The sequence below is a fragment of the Janthinobacterium woesei genome (assembly GCF_051380875.1).
Lineage (GTDB): Bacteria > Pseudomonadota > Gammaproteobacteria > Burkholderiales > Burkholderiaceae_D > Janthinobacterium.
The window spans coordinates 117,761-139,217 of the sequence record NZ_JBNYXW010000019.1 but is presented as its reverse complement, the minus strand read 5'-3'; the positions used below and the strand labels follow the sequence as shown (position 1 = coordinate 139,217).

Annotated in this window: 21 protein-coding genes and 1 pseudogene; 12 read left to right on the top strand and 10 right to left on the bottom strand. The window is 59.4% G+C overall.

Annotated elements, in window-relative coordinates; all coding sequences use genetic code 11:
* The 3 genes and pseudogenes from ACQ4W6_RS21455 to ACQ4W6_RS21445 all read right to left on the bottom strand — a co-directional run.
* Nucleotides 1-546: pseudogene (locus tag ACQ4W6_RS21455) on the bottom strand (hypothetical protein); the annotation flags it as partial.
* 52 nt (nt 547-598) lie between these two features.
* The gene (locus tag ACQ4W6_RS21450; protein ID WP_436569195.1) at nt 599-1,405 is read right to left on the bottom strand and encodes a lipid II flippase Amj family protein; all 807 of its coding nucleotides are present in this window, start codon (nt 1,403-1,405) and stop codon (nt 599-601) included.
* A gap of 155 nt (nt 1,406-1,560) precedes the next feature.
* Nucleotides 1,561-1,845: a helix-turn-helix transcriptional regulator gene (locus ACQ4W6_RS21445; RefSeq protein WP_436569194.1), complete on the bottom strand. Its 285-nt coding sequence runs from the start codon at nt 1,843-1,845 to the stop codon at nt 1,561-1,563.
* A 160-nt stretch (nt 1,846-2,005) separates the two neighbouring features.
* Here ACQ4W6_RS21445 and ACQ4W6_RS21440 point away from each other — a divergent pair, with 160 nt between their 5' ends.
* Entirely contained in the window at nt 2,006-2,461 is a 456-nt protein-coding gene (locus ACQ4W6_RS21440) for a tellurite resistance TerB family protein (protein WP_436569193.1), read from the top strand.
* Nucleotides 2,462-2,662: 201 nt separating this feature from the next.
* Here the strand turns inward: ACQ4W6_RS21440 and ACQ4W6_RS21435 are convergent, their stop codons facing one another.
* The 5 genes from ACQ4W6_RS21435 to nadB form a co-directional block, all read right to left on the bottom strand.
* On the bottom strand, nt 2,663-3,106 hold the full coding sequence (locus ACQ4W6_RS21435; protein ID WP_436569192.1) for a hypothetical protein: 444 nt from the start codon (nt 3,104-3,106) through the stop codon (nt 2,663-2,665).
* Nucleotides 3,107-3,410: 304 nt separating this feature from the next.
* Nucleotides 3,411-3,803, bottom strand: a complete 393-nt coding sequence (locus ACQ4W6_RS21430) for a hypothetical protein (protein ID WP_436569191.1) — start codon at nt 3,801-3,803, stop codon at nt 3,411-3,413.
* 63 nt (nt 3,804-3,866) lie between these two features.
* Entirely contained in the window at nt 3,867-4,316 is a 450-nt protein-coding gene (locus ACQ4W6_RS21425) for a hypothetical protein (RefSeq protein ID WP_436569190.1), read from the bottom strand.
* 187 nt (nt 4,317-4,503) lie between these two features.
* On the bottom strand, nt 4,504-5,430 hold the full coding sequence (locus ACQ4W6_RS21420) for a helix-turn-helix transcriptional regulator (RefSeq protein WP_436569189.1): 927 nt from the start codon (nt 5,428-5,430) through the stop codon (nt 4,504-4,506).
* Nucleotides 5,431-6,126: 696 nt separating this feature from the next.
* Nucleotides 6,127-7,740, bottom strand: coding sequence for an L-aspartate oxidase (gene nadB, locus ACQ4W6_RS21415; RefSeq protein WP_436569188.1), 1,614 nt, complete (start codon nt 7,738-7,740; stop codon nt 6,127-6,129).
* Nucleotides 7,741-7,944: 204 nt separating this feature from the next.
* Between nadB and ACQ4W6_RS21410 the strand changes: the two genes are divergently transcribed.
* From ACQ4W6_RS21410 to ACQ4W6_RS21385, 6 genes are all read left to right on the top strand, one after another.
* Nucleotides 7,945-9,333, top strand: a complete 1,389-nt coding sequence (locus ACQ4W6_RS21410; RefSeq protein ID WP_436569187.1) for a TIGR03013 family XrtA/PEP-CTERM system glycosyltransferase — start codon at nt 7,945-7,947, stop codon at nt 9,331-9,333.
* Complete coding sequence (gene prsK, locus ACQ4W6_RS21405) at nt 9,330-11,366, top strand: XrtA/PEP-CTERM system histidine kinase PrsK (RefSeq protein WP_436569186.1); 2,037 nt, start codon at nt 9,330-9,332, stop codon at nt 11,364-11,366. The genes ACQ4W6_RS21410 and prsK overlap by 4 nt, the downstream gene beginning before the upstream one ends.
* A 29-nt stretch (nt 11,367-11,395) precedes the next feature.
* Entirely contained in the window at nt 11,396-12,751 is a 1,356-nt protein-coding gene (gene prsR / locus ACQ4W6_RS21400; protein ID WP_436569185.1) for a PEP-CTERM-box response regulator transcription factor, read from the top strand.
* Between the two features lie 100 nt (nt 12,752-12,851).
* On the top strand, nt 12,852-13,295 hold the full coding sequence (locus ACQ4W6_RS21395) for a hemerythrin domain-containing protein (RefSeq protein ID WP_436569184.1): 444 nt from the start codon (nt 12,852-12,854) through the stop codon (nt 13,293-13,295).
* A gap of 34 nt (nt 13,296-13,329) precedes the next feature.
* On the top strand, nt 13,330-14,310 hold the full coding sequence (locus tag ACQ4W6_RS21390) for a hypothetical protein (protein WP_436569183.1): 981 nt from the start codon (nt 13,330-13,332) through the stop codon (nt 14,308-14,310).
* Between the two features lie 209 nt (nt 14,311-14,519).
* Nucleotides 14,520-15,089, top strand: a complete 570-nt coding sequence (locus tag ACQ4W6_RS21385; RefSeq protein ID WP_436569182.1) for a DUF1439 domain-containing protein — start codon at nt 14,520-14,522, stop codon at nt 15,087-15,089.
* Nucleotides 15,090-15,406: 317 nt separating this feature from the next.
* On the opposite strand, the gene ACQ4W6_RS21380 is transcribed toward ACQ4W6_RS21385, so the two are convergent.
* Nucleotides 15,407-16,324, bottom strand: coding sequence for a LysR family transcriptional regulator (locus ACQ4W6_RS21380; RefSeq protein ID WP_436569181.1), 918 nt, complete (start codon nt 16,322-16,324; stop codon nt 15,407-15,409).
* 181 nt (nt 16,325-16,505) lie between these two features.
* On the opposite strand from ACQ4W6_RS21380, the gene ACQ4W6_RS21375 reads away from it, so the two are divergent.
* The 5 genes from ACQ4W6_RS21375 (at nt 16,506) to ACQ4W6_RS21355 (ending at nt 21,093) form a co-directional block, all read left to right on the top strand.
* A complete protein-coding gene (locus ACQ4W6_RS21375) occupies nt 16,506-17,081 on the top strand; it encodes a YceI family protein (protein ID WP_436569180.1) in 576 nt (191 codons plus the stop codon).
* A 61-nt stretch (nt 17,082-17,142) separates the two neighbouring features.
* Nucleotides 17,143-17,751 carry an FMN-dependent NADH-azoreductase gene (locus ACQ4W6_RS21370; RefSeq protein WP_436569179.1) on the top strand — a complete coding sequence of 203 codons (609 nt, stop codon included), beginning with the start codon at nt 17,143-17,145 and terminating at the stop codon, nt 17,749-17,751.
* A gap of 27 nt (nt 17,752-17,778) precedes the next feature.
* On the top strand, nt 17,779-18,366 hold the full coding sequence (locus ACQ4W6_RS21365) for an NADPH-dependent F420 reductase (protein WP_436569178.1): 588 nt from the start codon (nt 17,779-17,781) through the stop codon (nt 18,364-18,366).
* A gap of 359 nt (nt 18,367-18,725) precedes the next feature.
* Entirely contained in the window at nt 18,726-19,724 is a 999-nt protein-coding gene (locus ACQ4W6_RS21360) for a pirin family protein (RefSeq protein WP_436569177.1), read from the top strand.
* A gap of 373 nt (nt 19,725-20,097) precedes the next feature.
* Entirely contained in the window at nt 20,098-21,093 is a 996-nt protein-coding gene (locus ACQ4W6_RS21355) for an IS481 family transposase (RefSeq protein WP_436569176.1), read from the top strand.
* Here ACQ4W6_RS21355 and fdx read toward each other — a convergent pair.
* Nucleotides 21,090-21,428 carry an ISC system 2Fe-2S type ferredoxin gene (gene fdx, locus ACQ4W6_RS21350; RefSeq protein WP_436569175.1) on the bottom strand — a complete coding sequence of 113 codons (339 nt, stop codon included), beginning with the start codon at nt 21,426-21,428 and terminating at the stop codon, nt 21,090-21,092. The genes ACQ4W6_RS21355 and fdx overlap by 4 nt on opposite strands.
* Nucleotides 21,429-21,457 lie beyond the last annotated feature (29 nt).

The following is a 21,457-nucleotide window of genomic DNA, read 5'->3' as shown; positions in this document are numbered from 1 at the left end:
AAAGACGAGAGTAAACGCGAAAACGAGAAAGTTTACAAGGGCTGCCGCAACGCATTGAATGTAAACGGCTTTTTCGCCCACGCGCTCGACGGTCAGCACTTGTGTATAACGACGTGCTTCTACCTCTGATTTTTTCAACGTTAAATTTTTACTTATTGATAAAATAAGTTTATTTTTTAACTTATCTAGATCTATGAGTATTTCGTCATACCTTGTTTTTTTTGCGGGATCAACGAGGATATTTGTGATTGCATTATTGTTTAGATTTGAGTCGATATCGGATTTTAGGACGTAAATATCCTCCTTCTCCAAAACTTCTCCATCTATGGTAATAACGCAACCGGATACTCTGTTGTATCGTTCCTCACTTGGTTGCTGCCCATTTGAAATGCTTTCGAATGTTCTCGAAAAAGATGTTTTCATTAGGCCATTGGGGGCATAAATGGCATATGATTTTGCCCTGCCATCAGCTGATGAGAAATCAAATTCATGCTTTAGCTCGTTAATTCCATAGCAATTTTTTAATTCTATATTAAGCATATCCATTTTAAATGGCTTCCCTCTTAGATGTTTGATTGAATTTTTTCCGTCATATTGACTATAATTGGTTCGCCACCCCCACAATCACCACCGCCGACGGCACCAGTAAAAACTGTGCAATCACCGTCCCCGCCAATCTGCTTCCCACCAGCCACACCACCGCGCGCCGGAACTGCGATTCTTCGATCTTTCCTTCGATGACGTCATCCGTCATGCCTGACATGTGCGGGTCGATGAAGACGGCCATCATGATGGTGGCGCCGCCGTTGATGATGGACGAGAGGGTGCTGGAGGTGACGCGCACGCTGGGCTCCAGCACGCCCGCGTACAGGGCAGCGAAGACGCCCACCGTCCACAGGGCTGTGGCGATGACGTTCATGGCGGTCATGGAGATGGAGACGCCGGATTTTTGGCGCAGGCCGGTGACGTTGGCGGGTTTGGGCAGGCTGGCGGAGGTCTTGAGGTAGGACAAGCCGCCCTTGAAGACGGCGTGCAGCAGCAGTTTTGGCACCGACCGGTGTACTTGGAAGTGCTCGACGGCGCGGCAGAAGGTGCGTTGGAAGGTGGGGATCAGGATGGCGCCGAGGATGGTGGCCAGGCTGGCGGAAAGCAGCAGCCAGCGGAAGTCGAGCAGCAGGACGTCTGCGGCAACGTGCTGGTCGATGCCGGTTTCGACCCGTTTGGCCAGGAATGGTCCCAGGAAGGAATTCGAGGTGCGCGAGAGCAGCATGAGGATGCTGAACAGGGCTAGCGACACGGCGATGCGCCGCGTGCGGATGCCGGCGATGCGCACGGAATAGGCCAGGGTGCCGATGATGTGGATGATGAAAGTCAGTGCACAAATCAAAAACAGTTGCTTGTCCATCACAACCTTGCAATATGGAAAATGTTGTTCCATGCTGCCATGAAGTTACATATTTTTCAACTGCAAATTAGATAAGTTTTCAATGTCACACTGTTTTGGCCTGCTATTGAGCTTGTACGGCTATAGATTGGCGGCGCCGCGCGTTGGCGTGTGCTTCAATGCGACGACACATAGATATTCCCTTCCTGCTGTGGTGGCAGCGCGACGCTGTTTTTCATGCGCGTCACTTCCTCCATCGGCGTCAGGCCGAACTGGCGCTTGAACTCGCGGCCGAACTGTGGCGGGCTTTCATAGCCGACGGCCGTGCTGGCGGCGCAGGCCAGCAGGCCGTTGCGCGCCATCAAGAGGCGCGCCTGGTGCAGGCGCAGGGATTTTAAATATTGCATCGGCGACATGCTGGTCACTTGCTTGAAGTGCAGGTGGAAGGTGGCGGCGCTCATTCTGGCGCCTTGCACGTCACAGAGCATGCGGTAATAAATTTCCCGTACCGGGCAATGTCGTTATCGGCGGAAGTTACTTGTATTTCAGGCATGCGCCCTCAGTTAGCTTGCAGTGGTAGCCTGTAGCGCTGCCTCATCCAAACCAACCCGGAGAACCATCATGAGTTTCGATTCCTTTTTGTCCAAGCTGAAGTCCAAGGCAAGCGAGTTGAAAACCGAAGCCCTGAAGTACAAGAACAAGGATTTCCTGAATGCCGCAATGGCCGGGTCTGCCTTGATCGCCATGGCGGACGGTAGTGTCAGCGCGGAAGAAAAGCAGAAGATGGTCAAGTTTATTGAAAGCAATGATGCGCTGTCGGTGTTTTCCACCAACGATGTGATCAAGGCCTTCCAGGACTTTGTTGGCCAGCTGGAATTCGACAAGGATATCGGCGAAGCCAAGGCTTACCAGGCGCTGGGCAAGATGAAGTCGAATGTGGAGGCGTCGCGCTTGCTGGTGCGCATGATTATTGCCGTGGCCTCGTCGGACGGCAATTTTGACGCCAACGAGCAGCGCGTGGCCAGCAAGATCGCCAGGGAGCTGGGCTTGACGCCTGCGGAGTTCGAGCTGCAGTAATACTGTAGTAATCGCACTATAGTAATCGCACTGCAGTAAGCATGCCGTGTGTATACGCGCACCGCGTCGGCGCTATCGGAGTGTTGCGATAGATAGCGCGTCGTCCGGCGCGGCGCCATGCCAGCGGGCGATGAAGGCTAGCTGCCACGCCGTCAAGTGGCTGGCCCTTTCAGCCCGCGTCCGAGCCGACACAGCATGGCGTCAGCGGGCCGGGAATGTCAGTGCCGCAATCTTTTCTTCGGTCACAAATCCGCCCGCCACGTTCTGCGACGGCACCACCATCACCAGTTCGCCGCCCACGCTGCCGTCATCGTTGTGGTCGATGCGCACTCTCAGCTGGCGGTCCAGCGCGACGAAGGCGTTGTGGTCGGTGGCGACGATGCGGTGCTCCTCCTGGTTGCCGATACGCGCATACATGACGGCGCCAGCGAGGCGCAGTTGCAAGGTGTCGCCATTCGACAGATCATAGGCGCCGACGAATTTCTTGAAATCCTCGCGCATCATGTAGCGCGGGTGCTCGGGCACCTCGATGCGCAGCGAGCGGCCCGGCACTGTGACGGTTTGCTCCGGCGGCAGGGTTTGCGCGGTGGCTGCCGTGCTAGCGACAGCGAGGCCCAGGAGTGTGCTGAAGATGATGGTTTTCATGTTGTTGTCCCTCGATGGTTGATGGCCTCTGGCGCATGACCCGGGTGGGGCGTGAGGCTGGAACCAGTCTAGCCACGGGATTGGCAATGCGCATCCTTCATTCGAAGGAGGCGCGCCTTGATATTTCATGCTTGCTCACGTCCAAATTAAAACGCCAAGCATGCAGAATGCGAGATCCGGCCACAAGGCTGTAGTTTATGCAGCGCCGACGGTATTTCAAACTTGCTTGTTCAAGGAATTTGGCGGCGATGATGGCACGCGCTGCTTGCGCAGCGTGCGATGGTGGGGGCAGACAGCGGGCCGGCTAACGCGCAGCACCATTCATTTCTTGCAATACTTTTTTGCACAGCAGGCCATGGCCCACGCCCGTGCCGCGCCGGTGCTGGGCCAGGTCGTAGCCGGCGCTGATGTCGACCCAGGCCACGCTGCCGGGCAAGGCGCGCAAGTCTTCGTCGACGTCCATCTCGAAGTGGATGAAGTGGCCATCTGCGCTCAGCAGCTTGCCATACACGGCGGGCTTGCCGGGGAAAGCCAGTTGCAGGTCGAGCATGATGGCCGTGCCCAGCGCCACACCATGGCTGGCCGCGCACTGGCGCAGGGCGTCGGGAAGGGGACGCGCCCGCCACCAGGTGGCTGCCTGGCGGATGGCTGCCAGGGTTAGCGCGTTTTGTTGCTGGACACAAAGTTGTTTGCTCATGGTTGCCATGCCTGCAGCAATGGAGCCAGGCCGGCGATGAACGCCCGCCTGGCACCTGCCGCCTTAACGCGACGCCATGCTCATGTTTTGTACGTGGGCTGGCACGATGTCGCCGCTGGCCATTGTCTGGGCCGGTACCTGCATCAGCACTTCGCCGCCCACGCTGCCATCGTCACGCAAGTCGATGCGCATGGCCAACTGCCGGTCGAGCGCCACGAAGGTGTCCCTGGAGGCAGCGACGATGCGGTGTTCTTCCTGGTCGTCGATGCGCGCATACATGATGGCGCCAATGATGCCGGTGTTGCGCAGGTGTAGCACCTGCCCGTTCGCCAACTCATAGCCGCCGCGGAACGGGGAAAATTCTTCTGCACTCATAATATGCCGGTGTGCCGGCAATTCGATTGTTTGCATGCGTCCGCCTGGAACAAAGACGGTCTGATTGTCGGGGAGCGATTGCGCATTTGCCAGCAGGGCGCAGACGCCCAGGGTGCCAGCCAGTATCCATGTTTTCATTTTCCAGCCCATCCTTGAATTTTGGTGCCGTCCGGTATAGGCGCGGCGAGGTTTGATGTGGGTGCCAGGGAAATCGGGCCGGTCTGCCTGCATCTGCTGCGGTGACACTGGCGAGGCGCAGCCAGCCGGTCTTGCCAGTGTAGGCAGGCTAGTTGCACTGCGCATCATCCGATTGGATGATGCGGTGTCATGCATCGATGATGGCCATGTGCGCCGTGGCGCCATGGATCAGGGCGATCAGTTCACCCTGGCGCCGGGTATCCGTCTTCAGATAGGTGTGGTGCAGATGCGTCTTGACGGTATTGGCGCTGATGCTGCAGCGAACGGCAATTTCCTCGATGGTGGCCCCTTGCGCCAGGGCCACGGCCACTTGCGCCTCGGCTTGCGTCAGGTCAAACAGCTGGCGCAGCGCGGGAATTGACGTGCTCGACCGGCTCGGGTCGCGCGCGATGACGATGGCGCAGGGTGGCTGCCAGGAGGGGAAGGGCGCCGCCGCCAGCAAGAGGGCTGGCGCCTGGCTGCGCGGCAGGCGCAACGACTGGCACTGCGCCGGGCCGTCCATGCTGGCGATCACCAGGCGCACGGCGCGCAGCAGGGCGGGCGGCGGCCCCTGCCGCAGTGGCGCGTCCAGCAAGGCGTGGCCGGCGGCATTGGCGAACAGCACGCCGAGGTGCTCGTCGAGCAGCAGCACGGCGGCGCCCATGGCGTCCAGCGCCGCCAGGGCGCAGCGGCTGGCCAGGCTTGCCTCCTGCAGGCGGTGGCGCAGGCGCAGGGCATGCTGCAGGTATGGCAGGAAATTCTGCAAGTGTTGCCTGGCGTGCAGTCCATTTTTTTCTGGCGCCCGGTGGCAATAGATGGCCAGCGTGGCCATATTGTGCGCGTTGATGGGCACGCTGGCGTCCAGCAACTGGCCTGCGTGGGCCAGCGGCACGGTTCCGCCCAGCAACTGGCCGGCCGGCGCGTCGCCGCACAGGGTGAGGGTGGCGCTACCGGCATCAAAGGCGTCGGCGATGTCGCGGCACAGTTGTGGCCAGCAGTCATCATCGCCGGCCGCTTCTAGCAGTTTGCCGATCAATTCGCCCGAAATACGCTGAACCTGTCCTGGCGCCGTCATGTTGCCCCCATACGCTGAATGCACAGAATGGCCCGGACGTGCCGTGCGTGACTGGGTAAGGACTGCGATGCGGCGGTGGCCTGACGCCGTTGTGCGGGGCGGGCCTGCCGCTGCGATCTGGCCAGGGCACCTATCAAGATAGTACACAGACATCGCCGCCGCAATGCGGCGCTGGAATGGCTGGCCGCCAGTGTTCTGTAGGAAACTTGCGCAGGGAAAACATGCTCATGATGTAAGATTCACATTGTGTCTGATTTTACATTTGCCGATTGCCCATGAACTCAATCATGATTCCCGACGTCGCCCTGGTTGACAATACCGAACCTGTGGCCCCAGCCATGGCCCATGCCGAGATCGAGCCACGGCGATTGTCGGGCCAGGTCAATGCGCCCGACTACCTGCGCGGAAAGCTGGTGGGCAACTACGCCATGTATTACCGCATGGCTAGGTCGAGCTGCTGGTGGAACAGGACGGGCGCGGCGTGCAGGAAGGCCCGCAGGCCCGCTACTACCCGGACGGCTAGCTGTGGCCATGCGCGCTACGTGGCGCAATGGCGTGCAGGAAGCCGAGCAAAGGCTGTATCACGACACGGGCAAGCTCAGCGAAGTGAGCCAGTACCGCAATGGCGCGCGCCGATGGCCTGGTGGAAACATTCGACAGGGATGGCAAGCGGTGCGCACACGAAACGCAACAACTTTACCGGTGCGGCGGCGTCAGCACGCTGGCAATGGCCTTGGGCAAGGTTTCCGGATAGTCGCGGCTGAAGTGCAGGCCACGGCTTTCGCGGCGCGACAGGGCGCTGTTGACGATCATCGAGGCGACGTCGACCAGGTTGCGCAGTTCCAGCAAATCGTGCGTGATGCGGAAGTTGCGGTAGTACTCGTCGATTTCTTCTTTCAGCAGGGCAATGCGGTGCTGGGCACGTTCCAGGCGTTTCGTCGTGCGCACGATGCCGACGTAATTCCACATGAAGCGGCGCAGTTCGTCCCAGTTATGGGAAATCACCACTTCTTCGTCCGCATCCGTGACGCGGCTTTCATCCCAGTCGGGCAGGTAAGGCGTGCCCAGCTTTTCCTTGCTTTCGATGTCTTGCGCGCAGGCACGACCGATGACTATGCATTCGAGCAAGGAATTGGACGCCAGACGGTTGGCGCCGTGCAAGCCCGTGCAAGCCGTCTCGCCCACGGCGTACAGGCCCGGCAAGTCGGCGCGGCCCGATAAATCCGTCACCACGCCGCCGCACGTATAGTGGGCGGCCGGCACGATGGGGATCGGCTGCTTGGTGATGTCGATGCCCAGTTCCAGGCAGCGCGCATAGATGGTGGGGAAGTGTTCGATGAGAAATTCGGCCGGCTTGTGGCTGATGTCCAGGTGCACGTAATCGAGGCCGCGCTTCTTGATTTCAAAGTCGATGGCGCGCGCCACCACGTCGCGCGGCGCCAGTTCGGCCCGCTCGTCGTGGGCCAGCATGAAGCGCGTACCCGCTGCCGCGCCTGCTTCGGGCGGCAGTTTCAAGAGTCCGCCTTCGCCACGGATGGCTTCGGTGATCAGGAACGACTTCGCATACGGGTGATACAGGCAGGTCGGGTGGAACTGGATGAATTCCATGTTCGACACGCGGCAGCCGGCGCGCCAGGCCATGGCGATGCCGTCGCCGCTGGCCGTGTCGGGATTGGTGGTATATAAATACACCTTGCCGGCGCCGCCCGTGGCCAGCACGGTGTGCTCGGCAGCAAAGGTCAGCACCTTGCCCGTTTTTTCATCTTGCACGTACAGGCCGTGGCAGTGGGGCTGGGCGTTGCGCTGGGCCGGTTTCATGCCCAGCTTGTCGGAGGTGATCAGGTCGATCGCGCAATGGTGTTCGAACAGGGTGATGTTCGGGTGGGCGCGCACTTTTTCTTCCAGCGTCACTTGCACGGCGTGCCCGGTGGCATCGGCCGCGTGGATGATGCGGCGCTGGCTGTGGCCGCCTTCGCGGGTCAGGTGGAAACCCAGCTCGGCCGTGGCGTCGCGCGTAAACGGCACGCCTTGCTCGATCAGCCATTCGATCGCTTCGCGGCCGTGCTCGACAATGTAGCGCGTGGCGCTCTCGTCGCACAGGCCGCCGCCGGCGATCAGGGTATCCTCGATGTGCTGCTGGTGGCTGTCGCCCGAGTCCAGCACGGCCGCGATGCCGCCTTGCGCCCAGTTGCTGGCGCCATCTTGCAGCGCGCGTTTGGAAATGATCGCGACAGTGCGCGTCTCAGCTAAATGCAGTGCAACCGATAAACCCGCCAGGCCACTGCCGACAATCGCTACATCAAATTTCATGACATTTATCTTTTTTTAGGGGAAGTATACTATATGCCATTTCCCCTCATTCGGTAATGTGTTGAGATAAATTCTGCCAGCGAAAGATAAGCGGTGCCGTAGCTTGTGGCGCATCAATGTCTGCGCGGAACGGTTCCCCATGATGGCAAGACCGGTATCTGGCTGCCTTTTGCGCGGCGAGATGCCTTCGCCGCAGGGGGAGCCATGATCCGCATCTTCAGCCATTACGTCTCGAAAACAGCGTTTATCTTGCTGTTGCTGGAAATCATGATCCTGCTGCTGTCGGCCACCCTGACCTCCTTGCTGTGGCTGGTGGACAGCAGCCGGCTGGCGCGATCTGGCGAGGTCTACCTGTCGTCGCTGATCTTTGCGCTGGTCATCGTACTCAGCATGAGCGCGCTGGGCATGTACCAGCACCGCTCGCGCGACGATATCCGCAACACTTTATTGCGCATCCTGCCCTCGTTCGCGCTGGGCTTTGCCGTGCTCAGCGTGCTGATCCGCTTCATTCCTTCGCTGCATTTCGGGCGCGGCAGCGTGCTGATCTTTGGCCTGGGCGCCATCGGCGTGCTGCTTGCGCGCCTGGCGGTCTTTAAATCCTCGCAGTCGGCGCTGATGGAAGGGCGCTTGATACTGGTGGGCGGCGGGGCGCTGGCGCGTGAATGCATGGACCTGGCGGCCAGCAAGATCGGTTTCCACCAGTTCACGGTGGTGGGCTGTATCGATGTGGCCGGCGAGCAATGCTGCGTGCCTGTCTCGGCCTTGCTGCCGGCCGAACCGTCCCTGCTGGCCATGGCGCAGCGCCATGCTGCGCACGAAATCGTCGTCTCCGTCAGCGACCGGCGCAATGGCGCATTTCCCGTCAAGCAACTGCTCGAATGCGCGCTCGGCGGCGTGAAGGTGATCGATGCGGCCACCTTCTTCGAGCGCGAAGCTTGCCAGATTCGCATTGATTCCTTGCAGCCCAGCTATCTGACCTATGGCGGCGGCTTCGACCAGAGCTTCTTCCGCGCCGCCTCGAAGCGGCTGTTCGACCTGGCCGCCAGCAGCGTCATCTGCTTGGCAGCGCTGCCCGTGATGCTGGCCACGGCCCTGTGCATCCGCCTGGAAGACGGCGGCCCCGTGTTTTACCAGCAGGAGCGGGTGGGGCTGGACGGCTTGCCGTTCAAGGTGCTGAAATTTCGCAGCATGCGCTGCGATGCCGAGCGCGACGGCAAGCCCATCTGGGCGCTGAGCAACGATGTGCGCATCACGCGCGTGGGCAACGTCATCCGCAAGCTGCGCATCGACGAGCTGCCGCAGGTGCTCAATGTGTTCAGCGGCGAGATGAGTTTCGTGGGGCCACGCCCCGAGCGTGCGTATTTTGTCGAGCAACTGAAGGAACAAATTCCGTACTACAACATTCGCCACAACATCAAACCGGGCATCACAGGCCTGGCGCAGGTGCGCTATCAATATACTGCGTCCGTCAATGACGCCGTCAAAAAGCTGCAATACGATTTGTATTATGTGAAGAATAACAGCCTGTTCCTCGACGTGCTGATCCTGCTCGACACGGTGCAGGTGGTGCTGTTTGGCAAGGGCAGCCGATGATGCGGGCGCAATCGGCGTGGCTGGCGGCGGCGGACGCGGCGGCGCTCAGCCATGGCCTGGCCTCGCTGGCGTTTTTCGTGCTGGCGCTGCTGCTGATCAGCAACTGGCGCGCGCGGCAAAATGCGCGCGCCTTGCTGGTAGCTTGCCTGGTCACGGGCGCGTGGGCGACGGGCACGGTGGTGCTGGTGCTGCTGGGGTTGCGCATCTCGTTGGCGGGCGACGCGCTGGAAATGCTGCGCACCCTGGCCTGGCTGGTCTTCCTGCTGCTGTTGATCGATCCGTCGCGCACGCGCTTGCGCGCCGTGCTGTCCGGCATCGCTGTCATTGCCTTGGTGGTGGCAGCAATCTGGCTGTTGCTGGCCGTGCCGGGGCGCGCCATGGCCAGCGTCTGCCGTTTGCTGCTGGCCGTGCTGGGCATGCTGCTGGTGGAGCAGTGGTACCGCAACACGCCGCCGTTGCAGCGCTGGGGCATTAAGTTTGCCTGCCTGGGCGTGGGCGGCCTGTTCGCCTACGATTTTTACCTGTACAGCGACGCCTTGCTGTTTCGCACCGTCAACGATGACATCTGGGCCGCGCGCGGCGTCGTCGATGCCCTGTGCGCGCCGCTGCTGGCCATTTCTGCGGCGCGCAATCCGGGCTGGGCGCTGGGCTTGTCCGTCTCGCGCCAGATGCTGTACCGCTCGGCTGCCTTGCTCGGCTCGGCCATGTATTTGCTGGCCATGGCGGCCAGCGCCTATTATTTGCGCTATTTCGGCGGCACCTGGGGTTCCTTGATGCAGATGGCTTACCTGGGCGGCGCGGTGCTGCTGCTGGCCGGCGTGCTGTTTTCCGGCAGCCTGCGCGCCAAGCTGAAGGTGAGCATCAATAAACATTTCTATAAGGCCATCTTTGATTACCGCGAGGAATGGCTGCGTTTTACGCGCGCCTTGTCCGAAGATGGTCCGGCGCAGGGCGAACGCACCATACAGGCCGTGGCGCAACTGGTGGAAAGCCGCGCCGGCGCGCTGTGGATCTTGCGTGAACAGGGCCAGTTTGCCCCGGCAGCCAGCTGGAACTGGCCGCTGCCCGCGTGGAGCGAACCGGCCGCAGGCCCCCTGTGCCAGTTCCTGGAAGCACGCCAATGGGTGATCGACGTGTCCGACTGTGAGCAAAACCGGCGCCAGTACGGCGGCCTGGTCTTGCCAGCGGCGCTGCTGGCGCTGCCCCACGTGTGGCTGCTGGTGCCCTTGACCCTGCATGGCCAGCTGTTTGCCTTCGTGGCGCTGGCGCGGCCGCGCACGCGCATCGGCCTGAACTGGGAAATCCGCGACGTGCTGAAAATTGCCGGCAGCCAGGCCGCCAGCTACCTGGCGCACCGCGAATCGCTCGATTCGCTGATGGTGTCGCGCCAATTCGAATCGTTCAACCGCATGTCTACCTTCATCGTGCACGACTTGAAAAACCTGGTGTTCCAGCTGTCCCTGTTACTCAGCAATGCTGAAAAGCACCGCGCCAATCCCGCGTTCCAGGAAGACATGCTGGGCACGCTGGACCATTCCGTGCAGAAAATGAAGACCCTGCTGCAAAGGCTGGCGCATGGCGAGGCGCTGGACACGCCGGCGCCCTTGCAACTCGACGCCTTGCTGCGCTGCGCCGTGGCGGCCAAGGCCAGCCTGGCACCGGCGCCGCGGCTGGAAATCGTCGATGGCGAACTGACGGTGCTGGCCCACCGCGCGCGGCTCGAACGCGTGCTGGGCCATCTGATCCAGAACGCCATCGAGGCCACCGCCAGCGATGGCACGGTTGCCGTGCGCCTGTTGCGCGAGCGCCAGACGGCCGTGGTGGAACTGGACGATACGGGCCAGGGCATGAGCGAGCAATTCATCCGCGAGCGCCTGTTCAAACCGTTCGACACCACCAAGACGGCGGGCATGGGCATCGGCGTGTTTGAAAGCCGCGAATACATCCGCGAAGTGGGCGGCAGCCTGGAAGTACGCAGCGCACCGCAGGTGGGCACCACGTTTCGCGTGATCTTGCCGCTGCACGCGGCCTAGACCAAGGACAAAAGGAACAAAGGAATCCCATGGCCAAGCAGAAATTACTCGTCATCGAAGACGATCCCGGCCTGCAAAAGCAGTTGCACTGGAGTTTTGACGCCTACGACGTGCTGCTGGCGGGCGAGCGCGAAGCGGCGCTGGCACTGGTGCGGCGCCACCAGCCGGCCGTGGTGACGATGGACCTGGGCTTGCCACCCGATCCGGACGGCGCCACCGAAGGGCTGGCCACCTTGCAGCACATCATCGCGCTGGCGCCGGACACGAAAGTCATCATTCTCTCGGGCAACCAGGAGCGCGCGCATGCCTTGAAGGCCATTGCGCTGGGCGCCTACGATTTCCACCAGAAGCCGTTCGACGCCGATATGCTGGGCCTGGTCATCGCCCGCGCCTTTTATCTGCACGCCATGCAGCAGGAAAACCGCCGCATGCTGCAAACGCAGGCTGACTCGCCCCTGGCCGGCATCGTCAGCCGCGACCCCGGCATGCTCAAACTGTGCCGCAGCGTGGAAAAAGTGGCGCCTTCGTCGGCCAGCGTGATGCTGCTGGGCGACTCGGGCAGCGGCAAGGAATTGATCGCGCGGGGCCTGCATGCGCTCAGCAGCCGCCACGCGCAACGCTTTGTGGCCATCAATTGCGCGGCCATTCCCGAAAACCTGCTGGAAAGCGAGCTGTTCGGCTACGAGCGGGGGGCGTTTACGGGCGCGGCGCGGCAAACCCTGGGCAAGATCGAGCTGGCCCACGGCGGCACCTTCTTTCTCGATGAAATCGGCGACATGCCGATGGCGCTGCAGGCGAAACTGCTGCGCTTCTTGCAGGAACGGGTCATCGAGCGCGTCGGAGGGCGCTCAGAAATCGCCGTCGACGTGCGCATCGTCTGCGCCACGCACCAGGATTTGAAGGCCCTGGCCGCGCTGGGACGTTTCCGCGAAGACCTGTTTTACCGCCTCAGTGAAATCGTGCTGCGCATCCCCCCGCTGCGCGAGCGGGCCGGCGACGCGGCCTTGCTGGCGCACCATTTCAAGAACAAATTTTGCGCCAGCGAAGGGCGCAGCACCCTGCATTTCAGCGCCGGTGCGCTGCAAGTGATCGAGGCGTATGGCTGGCCAGGCAATGTGCGCGAGGTGGAAAACTGCATCAAGCGCGCCGTCATCATGAGCGACGGCCCGCAGATCGTGCAGGACGACCTGGGTTTGCCAGCCAGCGCCCAGCCAGCGCCTGCGGACGAACCGCTGAACCTGCGCCAGGCGCGCGATGCGGCCGAATACAAGGTCATGGTGCGCGCACTGGCGCGGGCCGACGGCAATATCGCCAGGGCGGCCGAGTTGCTGGGCGTGAGCCGGCCCACCCTGTACGATTTGATGGGCCATCACGGCATCAAGTAAGGCTTTTTGATATGGATTAAATAGTAAGATTGTGTATGGCGCCGCACATACGCTGGCTTCGGCGTGGCGCATCCTAGTTACATCAACAACAGGAGGCGCCATGAACGCGATCAATTTATTGATGCAGGACCATAAGGCCGTCAAGGCCCTGTTTGCCCAATACGAAGGCTTGAGCGACCGCTCCTTTGCCAGCAAGAAAAAACTGGCCGATCAAATCTGCCAGGAATTGACCGTGCACACCCAGCTGGAAGAAGAAATCTTCTATCCGGCCGTGCGTCGTCCCATCCATGACGGCGACTTGATGGATGAAGCCCTGGTCGAACACGCCGCCGCCAAGGAACTCATCGCGCAGATCGAAGCGATGGAGCCTGCCGATGACCTGTATGACGCCAAGGTCAAGGTGCTGTCCGAGCAGATCGAGCATCACGTCAAGGAAGAAGAGGGCGACATGTTTCCCAAGGTGCGCCATGCGGGCGTCGACCTTGATGCGCTGGGCCAGGAAATGGCCGCACGCAAGGAGCAACTGACGGGCATGCCTGCCTGAGCCCCATCACCATCATTCAACAAGGGAGAATTCCATGCAAGCTACACAATTGTCCATGTCGGACCTGAACCATCCTGGCGTCTCCTGGGGCGCCGTGCTGGCGGGCGCTGCAGCAGCGGCCGCGCTGTCGTTCATTTTGCTGATCCTCGGCGTGGGCCTGGGCCTGTCGTCCATCTCGCCCTGGTCGTTCAATGCCACGGCCATCGGCGTGTCGACCATCGTCTGGCTGGCCTTCATGCAACTGGCCGCGTCCGGCATCGGCGGCTACATGGCGGGCCGCCTGCGGGCCAAATGGAGCTCCGTGCACACCGATGAAGTGCATTTTCGCGATACGGCGCATGGCTTGCTGGCCTGGGCCGTGGCAACCCTGATCACGGTGGCCGTGCTGGCAGGCGGTGCGCGCGCCGTGCTGAGCGGCGCCATCGATGCGGGCAGCGGCGTGGCGGCGGCAGTGGGTCCGGCCGCAGCGGCGGGCGTTGGTGCTGCCGGTGCTGCCGGTGCGGCAGGCGCCAGGCAAGGCGAGGGCGGCGGCGCCAATCCGCTCGATTATTTCTCTGACATGCTGCTGCGCGCCGCCCCGGCTCCGGCCTTAGCTACGGTCCCGGCCCCGGTCCCGGCCACTGCCACCCTGGCGCCGCCTGCGGCCGACTCTGGCGTGAGCGTCGCCGACCAGCGCATGGAAATCGGCAAGATCTTCGCCACCGGCCTGTCCACGGGCAGCCTGGCCGCCGATGACCGCGCCTACCTGGGCCAGATCGTGGCCAAGCGCACGGGCTTGACCCAGGCCGAAGCGGAAGCGCGCGTCGACGCCGTCTACGCCCGCGCCGCCAAGGCCGCCGCCGATGCCAAGGCTGCCGCCCAGCAAGCAGCCGACACGGCGCGCAAGGCCGGTGCCCATACGGCCCTGTGGATGTTCGTCGCCTTGCTGCTCGGTGCCTTCGTCGCCAGCCTGGCGGCAACATTCGGCGGCCGCCAGCGCGACCATGAACGCGTGCTGCGCCACGTCACCATCTGAATCCCCACTATAAAATAAGGAGTCTGCCATGCGATCCATCCTCTTGCTGCTGCTGGGCATTCCATTGCCTATTATCATTTTGATTGCTTTGTTCGTGCACTAAGCTTCTCAAAGTGAAAAACCGGCGCCCGCTGCAAGGTGGGCGCCGGTTTTTTGCATGCGAGCGGGCGCGTGTGTAAGATGGCGCCATCTTTCCATCGAGACTATCCATGAATGTGACCGCCATCCGCCCCTTGCTGAAAAGCACCGCCATCGCCGCTTTTGCTTGCACTCTGCTGGCTTCGTGTTCCACCCTGATCGGCCCACGCGACGTGAACGTGTCGCTGAGCAAGATGCAGCAAGGCCTGGAGCGCCGCTTTCCCATCGACAAGCGCGTCCTGTCCGTGCTGGACGTGAAACTGACGCAGCCGCAACTTTCCTTGCAGCCGGAGCGCGAGCGCGTGGCCCTTAGCGTCGACGCCAGCGTGATGCCGCCGTTTATCCGCCAGACCTGGCGCGGCAACCTGGCCATGTCGGGCCGATTGGTGCTCGACGCGCAGCGCAACGCCGTCTACCTGAGCGAAGCCAGCGTGGACAAAGTGACAATCGAAGGCATGGACGAGTCCCAGCAGCGCCAGTTCGCCAAGGTGGCCAGCCTGGTGGCCGACCAGTTGATGCATGAAACGCCGATCTACACGTTCAAGCCGGACGAGTTGCGCTATGCGGGCGTGCAGTTTGTGCCAACGCAACTCAAGACCACCAGCAGCGGGCTGACCGTGACGTTTGAGCCGGTGAAGTAGGGTGGCGGTGTTGGATAAGGGGCCGTTTTCGCCCCAAAGCGGACCTTGAAGCTTAGCAGTTTATTTCTGATGAACCCACTGGCCGGAACCGGCGAACATCAATTTATAAGCGGCCAGCCATCCCACCTATGACTCCATGTTCAGCCCGGCCACACCGCCACTTCGATTGATTCAGGCGTGCGACGGGGGAAATTGGGAACGAGAAAATCTGGCATGAACGGAGCACGCAGTGGCAGGCGAGTGTGCAATTGCAACGCTTCTATGAGATCGAACAAGGTTAGCATTGGGCCATCTTCTGATTGACACCCAGTGAAACATTAAGCCTCTGCCGACCATCCCTTTATATGGTTAATAAACCAGCTGCCGGCAGGCCCTGGTGGAGAGGCTGCCTGGTGGACAGCCGACATCGCCAAAGGGTAGCCGGAACGAGGCATCCCGTCCACCTCGAGCACGACTAGCACCCCCACATCTATATCGTGTTCGACCATGTGGAGCGGCATACTTCCCCAGCCCACGCAATCTTTGAGAAACGCATACTTCGTCGATAGGTCGGCAAGTCTCCACGTAGAGGGTGACATCACGCCATAGTCTTTCCCGCCCATCAAATCAGACCGGTCGGTCAGCACCAACTGAACATATTTGCTCAGCTCACGCTTCGGGATTTCCTTCTCAAATTGAGCAAGCGGATGTTTAGCTGACGCGACCACCACGAGCGGTATTTCGCCCAGACGTTCGCTAACTAGCGAGGGAAATGAGACGGGAAGAGATGCCAAGATACCTAAGCTGCAACGGCCATCCAACACTGGCTGATAGCCCGCTCCCAAGCCCTCTACAAAAAGCCGCAACGGTGTGAAAGGGAAATGCTCGGAAAATGCCTTTACTGCTGCGCTGACCACAGTGGTCGGGAAGAAAACATCAATGACAACCGAGAGTTCCGCCTCAAGCCCACCGCTCATCATTTTTGCTCGAGCCTTGAGTGTGTCCACTCCGGCCACAATGTTGCGAGCGTCTGCCAGCAAAACCGTGCCCTCTGGCGTCAGCTTGGGAAATCGGCCCGTCCGGTCAAATAGAACAACACCGATTTGCTCTTCAAGGCTACTGACCCACCCGCTCACGGCGGATTGAGCCCTGTTTAACTTGCGGGCGGCTGCTGAAAAGCTCCCTTCGTCGACCGCCGTGATGAATGTTCTTAGTTGGTCTAAAGAAACTCCGTCTAACATATTTTCCTCCTCCATCTCGAATCCAGATACTTTGCATCTCAATATATCATCTTTTCGGATTGAGGATTGCAGCGCATCATGCCTCTCATCGAAACAACAATCAAGTGAAGTTAATGCCGCGAATGTCGGTAGGCGCAGGTTTCGATTTCGACCAATTCGTAGGTCTCTTTGCAATCACTAACTCGAGGAAATTCTTATGCGTACCACCTTAATCGCCGCTGCTCTGGCCAGCACTGCCTTATTCACCTCCGCCCATGCGGAAGTTTCGACTTATAACGTCGACCCAACGCACACCTTTGTAACGTTCGAGGTTGCTCATTTTGGCACATCGACCAACCGCGGTCGTTTTGACAAGAAGCACGGCGTGATTGTTATCGACAAGGCCGGGAAAAGCGGAAACCTCGAACTGATTCTTGAAACCAACTCGATTAACACCGGTACTGCGGCGTTCGACAAACACTTGCAGAGTGACAACTTTTTTAACTCCGCACTTTTCCCGGAGGCGAAATTCGTCTCCTCGAAATTTACTTTTTCCGGAGAAAAGGTGACCGAAGTCGCTGGGCAGCTGACCTTATTGGGCAAGACCAATCCAGTCGTGCTAAAGGCCACTAACTACAACTGCTACATGAACCCAGTGCTCAAACGAGAAGTTTGCGGTGGCGATTTCGAGACCATCATCCAGCGCAGCGATTGGGGCATGGGCTGGGGTGTTGACTTGGGCATCCCCAGCACAGTTAAGCTCGCAATTCAAGTCGAAGCTGTCAAAGAGTAATTCAGACGACCATTTCTAGACGCTAATACGTCCCTTTATTTACTTACCATACAGGCACATCATGAAACTTCTCCACCTCGACTCCAGTGTTCTTGGCACCGCTTCGGTAAGCCGTCAACTCTCTGCTGGCATCGTCGCTCGCTGCAAAGCTTCACACCCTGGCATCACGATTATCGCGCGTGATTTGGCGGCCGAGCCAGCCCTGCATCTGTCAGGCGCTCATATGGCTGCGTTTCAAGGCGCAGTTGTCGAAGATGCTGTCTTGACGGCGGACCTCTTGAAGGGCAACGCATATATGGATGAACTCTTCGCCGCAGATATCATCGTAATCGGCGCCCCCATGTACAACTTGTCGATTCCGACGTCGCTCAAAGCGTGGATTGACCGCATTGCAGTCGCAGGAAAAACTTTCCAATACACGGCCACAGGGCCCGAAGGATTATTGAAGAACAAACGTGCATTCATCGCTTCCGCGCGGGGTGGTGTCTACTCGGTAGGGAGCCATGCCGCAGCGATTGAGCATCAGGAAAGTTACCTCATCGGTTTACTGGCATTCCTTGGCATAACAGATGTGACGGTCATTCGGGCTGAAGGCATTGCGTTTGGCCCTGATGCAAAGGAAGCAGCAGTCACCCATGCATTAAAAGACATCGCCGCAATCGCGGCATAAACTTAATTCACGACTAAGGAAATTATCATGACCTATTCCATCATCGGCTCCGGCAATGTTGGCACCGCACTCGCCCGCCAATTCACCCGCTCCGGAATATCCGTAAACATCGCAAACTCGCGAGGAGCTGCCTCACTTTCGGCATTGGCGTCCGAGCTAGGGAGCAATGTCACCGCTGTCTCGTTCGAAGACGCGCTGAAAGCGGACGTAATCATCCTGGCGGTCCCCTTCATGGCGCACCCGGCTATCGCCGCAGCTGCGCCGGACTGGGCGGGAAAAATAGTTGTCGACGCGATGAACACATATGGCGTGCCGTCTGAACTGCTTGCAGGCAGAGCATCAAGCGACATCGTGGCATCCGCTTTTAAAGGCGCCAATGTCGTCAAAACTCTCAACCAGTTGCCAGCAAAACTTCTGGCCTCAGACCCTCTCGAAGGTGGCGGACGCCGAGTGATGTTCGTCGCGGGCAACGACGCTGGTGCGACTGTGGCTATCGTGGAATTGGTAGCAAATCTCGGTTTCGCTCCGGTTACACTGGGCAAACTCAACGAAGGTGGTGTTTTGCTGGAAAAAGGCGGGCCTTTGGTGCTCCAGAACCTCATTAAGTTAAATTGAGCCCAACCGCAGGAGCCACAGGTTTTTCAAGATTCCTGACCCCGATTCGAAATCTCACGGCATAGGGGCCAAATCTTTCGGCCCCTATGCAATACCGCTCCCCCTAACAGTGCGACAAGTAAGGCGATGAGCAGGCAACAGTAACTCGGGTTTCCGCTGGAAGCCACTGCGCTCATTTTTGCTTTGCTTCGGCCTCTTACAGCGCTACTTCATTCGCCTCATCATCACGCGATGCGATGGCTTGCGAATGCCCTGAAATCCCCATGTGCTGTCCGCAGCCTAGCGTCTACAAGGTAGATTTACTGTCTTCACCACGGACAGAGCCGGCCGGCGCAGCTGGCGATTTATGGAATCAAATTATGAAATCATTAATTTTAAAAATTGAATCACTCGGCTCCCCCTGGAAAACGATTGACCCCTTTTTGGTCTGCGCGCACCATGTTGACCATTACCCGCGCGGGAACAACAAGCTTGGACCAAACTCATCATCCAGTCTTGACGAGTCTGCAGACGTGGGCTTTGACGAAGCAGGCACTTGGAACATGTACTTCGGGCGCCAAGTGCCCGGGTTTCCAGCGCATCCGCATCGGGGTTTTGAAACAATTACCATCATGCGAAAGGGTGTAGTCGACCACTCCGACTCGATGGGCAACAGCGCCCGATATGCAGAAGGAGACGTCCAATGGCTTACAGCTGGACGAGGCATTCTCCACGCGGAGATGTTTCCTCTGCTGAACCAAGATGGTCCAAATCCTTTCGAGCTCTTTCAAATATGGCTTAACCTTCCGGCCCAGAGCAAGATGGTGAAGCCAAACTTTAAGATGTTTTGGGCAGAGACGATTCCGACTCATCATGTTGGTACGGTGGACGACGGTATCGAAGTGCGTTGCATTGTCGGCCAGCTGGACGAGATGCTTCCAAACACCCCGCCGACGCCTCCGGCAAACTCTTGGGCGGCGAGACCAGGCACTGATTTGGCTATCTGGACAATCAAGATGGCACCCGGAGCAAAGTGGACATTGCCGCCTGCCGATGGCGTGGATACGCGCCGACAATTACTCTATTTTTCTGGAAAAAGTATGGCGCTTGCCCATGAACATGTGAATTCGGGCACCGCTATCGAAGTTTGCTGTTCTAAGCCAGTGGAGTTAGTTAACGGTTCTGAACCAAGCGAATTGCTATTGCTGCAGGGGCGACCAATTGGCGAAACAGTGGTGCAAGACGGGCCTTTCGTCATGAATTCTACCGATGAGATTAGCCAGGCGTACGCTGATTACCGGCTGACACAATTCGGAGGATGGGACTGGTCTTCCAAAGAACCTACACATGGTCGAAAGTCTAGATTCGAGTCTCTATAAAACGTTGAAAGCGCTAAGTTAAATGCGACTTGCTTGCACCGGTATCTTCGCCGATCTTGACAACTAAGGTACTGCTGCACTTACCGCACTGGCATTACGCCGGGTTCTGGCGGTTGACGCGGGGGAGTTGCGGCGGCAGCACTTGACGGTCGGCGCGCTTGCGCAGACGCTTGCCCCGCCTCTCTCTACTGGCCAGCTTAGAGTGTAGCGGTAACAGTTGGATTCGTGGCGAAACATTTCTCGCCACAAATAGAACAGTCATGCCTAAGTGTCTAGAGTTGGGTGATCATGTCCCGACGCGCAGCTTGCCCTACTTCAAAGCCAGGCGCCTGTTGAGTACACTGTTGATTCCTGTCACCCCATCGCCAGCGCCATGACCCAAGCCCTTCACAGCCAAGCCCGTACCACCCACCTGATTCGGGAAGAAATCCGCAACTCGACACTTTCCCAACAGGAACTGGCCGAGCGTTATAACGTGAGCCGCCTGACGATCCGCAAATGGCAGAATCGCGACAGCCCGCAAGACCGCTCGCACCGGCCGCACACTATGCACACGACGCTCACGCCCACCCAGGAGCTGATCGTCGTGGCGCTGCGCACTACGCTGCTCTTGCCCACCGACGACTTGCTGGCAGTCGCGCGCGAGTTCGTCAATCCGGCGCTTTCGCGTGGTGCCCTGGGGCGCTGCTTGCGGCGCCATGGTGTGTCCAGTCTGCTCGAACTGGCCACACGCGAAGGCGACAAGCCGGTCACCAAAAAGTCGTTCAAGGATTACGAGCCCGGCTTTTTACATATGGATATCAAGTACTTGCCGCAGATGCCTGATGAAACCGAACGCCGTTACCTGTTCGTCGCCATCGACCGCGCCACGCGCTGGGTCTTCATGGAAATCTATGCCAACCAGTCCGACAGCAGCAGCACCGACTTTCTGATCAAACTGAAAAATGCTTGCCCAGTCACCATCGTCAAACTGCTCACCGACAACGGCAGCCAGTTCACTGACCGCTTTACCAGCAAGCAGAAAGACCCCGTGAGCGGCGACCGTATCCCCAGCGGCAAGCATGTCTTTGACGTGCTGTGCCAGCAGCTGGGGATCGAACATCGATTGATTCCGCCTCGCCATCCGCAAACCAATGGCATGGTCGAGCGTTTCAATGGCCGCATCAGCGAGATCGTTAACCAGACCCGTTTCGGCTCTCGGGAAGAACTGGAATCGACGTTGCGCAATTACCTGAAAATCTATAACCACAACATTCCTCAGCGAGCCCTGAATAATGAAACACCGATCCAGGCGATGAAGAAATGGCAGCAAACCAAGCCGGAATTATTCGTTAAACGCGTCTATAACCAGGCGGGTCTTGACACCTAAGGCATCTCCTTGGCATGATTGAGCGAATACCGGGGAATTTCCACCGTCAGGTCCTGTGTATTGACGCGCGCCTGGCACGATAAGCGGGATTTGGGCTGCAGGCCCCAGGCTTGGTCGAGCATGTCTTCTTCGTAGTCGCCGAGTGCATTGAGCGAATCGAAACCTTGCACCACGACGACGTGGCAGGTGGAACAGGCGCCGACCTGTCCGCAGGCGTGTTCCATTTCAATATTATTGAGCAGCAATGCATCGCAAATGCTCATCGCCTCGGGCGCGTCGAAGACGGCGCCGGCGGGGGCCAGTTCGGGGTGGGGTAAGACGGTAATGGTCGGCATACGGCTTCTCCTTGAATGCCGCTACCTTG

Excerpts from the sequence above, each read along its gene's own strand:
- ACQ4W6_RS21450 (WP_436569195.1), bottom strand. The coding sequence starts at position 1,405 with ATGGACAAGCAACTGTTTTTGATTTGTGCACTGACTTTCATCATCCAC.
- ACQ4W6_RS21445 (WP_436569194.1), bottom strand. The coding sequence starts at position 1,845 with ATGAGCGCCGCCACCTTCCACCTGCACTTCAAGCAAGTGACCAGCATG.
- ACQ4W6_RS21440 (WP_436569193.1), top strand. The coding sequence starts at position 2,006 with ATGAGTTTCGATTCCTTTTTGTCCAAGCTGAAGTCCAAGGCAAGCGAG.
- ACQ4W6_RS21435 (WP_436569192.1), bottom strand. The coding sequence starts at position 3,106 with ATGAAAACCATCATCTTCAGCACACTCCTGGGCCTCGCTGTCGCTAGC.
- ACQ4W6_RS21430 (WP_436569191.1), bottom strand. The coding sequence starts at position 3,803 with ATGAGCAAACAACTTTGTGTCCAGCAACAAAACGCGCTAACCCTGGCA.
- ACQ4W6_RS21425 (WP_436569190.1), bottom strand. The coding sequence starts at position 4,316 with ATGAAAACATGGATACTGGCTGGCACCCTGGGCGTCTGCGCCCTGCTG.
- ACQ4W6_RS21420 (WP_436569189.1), bottom strand. The coding sequence starts at position 5,430 with ATGACGGCGCCAGGACAGGTTCAGCGTATTTCGGGCGAATTGATCGGC.
- nadB (WP_436569188.1), bottom strand. The coding sequence starts at position 7,740 with ATGAAATTTGATGTAGCGATTGTCGGCAGTGGCCTGGCGGGTTTATCG.
- ACQ4W6_RS21410 (WP_436569187.1), top strand. The coding sequence starts at position 7,945 with ATGATCCGCATCTTCAGCCATTACGTCTCGAAAACAGCGTTTATCTTG.
- prsK (WP_436569186.1), top strand. The coding sequence starts at position 9,330 with ATGATGCGGGCGCAATCGGCGTGGCTGGCGGCGGCGGACGCGGCGGCG.
- prsR (WP_436569185.1), top strand. The coding sequence starts at position 11,396 with ATGGCCAAGCAGAAATTACTCGTCATCGAAGACGATCCCGGCCTGCAA.
- ACQ4W6_RS21395 (WP_436569184.1), top strand. The coding sequence starts at position 12,852 with ATGAACGCGATCAATTTATTGATGCAGGACCATAAGGCCGTCAAGGCC.
- ACQ4W6_RS21390 (WP_436569183.1), top strand. The coding sequence starts at position 13,330 with ATGCAAGCTACACAATTGTCCATGTCGGACCTGAACCATCCTGGCGTC.
- ACQ4W6_RS21385 (WP_436569182.1), top strand. The coding sequence starts at position 14,520 with ATGAATGTGACCGCCATCCGCCCCTTGCTGAAAAGCACCGCCATCGCC.
- ACQ4W6_RS21380 (WP_436569181.1), bottom strand. The coding sequence starts at position 16,324 with ATGGAGGAGGAAAATATGTTAGACGGAGTTTCTTTAGACCAACTAAGA.
- ACQ4W6_RS21375 (WP_436569180.1), top strand. The coding sequence starts at position 16,506 with ATGCGTACCACCTTAATCGCCGCTGCTCTGGCCAGCACTGCCTTATTC.
- ACQ4W6_RS21370 (WP_436569179.1), top strand. The coding sequence starts at position 17,143 with ATGAAACTTCTCCACCTCGACTCCAGTGTTCTTGGCACCGCTTCGGTA.
- ACQ4W6_RS21365 (WP_436569178.1), top strand. The coding sequence starts at position 17,779 with ATGACCTATTCCATCATCGGCTCCGGCAATGTTGGCACCGCACTCGCC.
- ACQ4W6_RS21360 (WP_436569177.1), top strand. The coding sequence starts at position 18,726 with ATGAAATCATTAATTTTAAAAATTGAATCACTCGGCTCCCCCTGGAAA.
- ACQ4W6_RS21355 (WP_436569176.1), top strand. The coding sequence starts at position 20,098 with ATGACCCAAGCCCTTCACAGCCAAGCCCGTACCACCCACCTGATTCGG.
- fdx (WP_436569175.1), bottom strand. The coding sequence starts at position 21,428 with ATGCCGACCATTACCGTCTTACCCCACCCCGAACTGGCCCCCGCCGGC.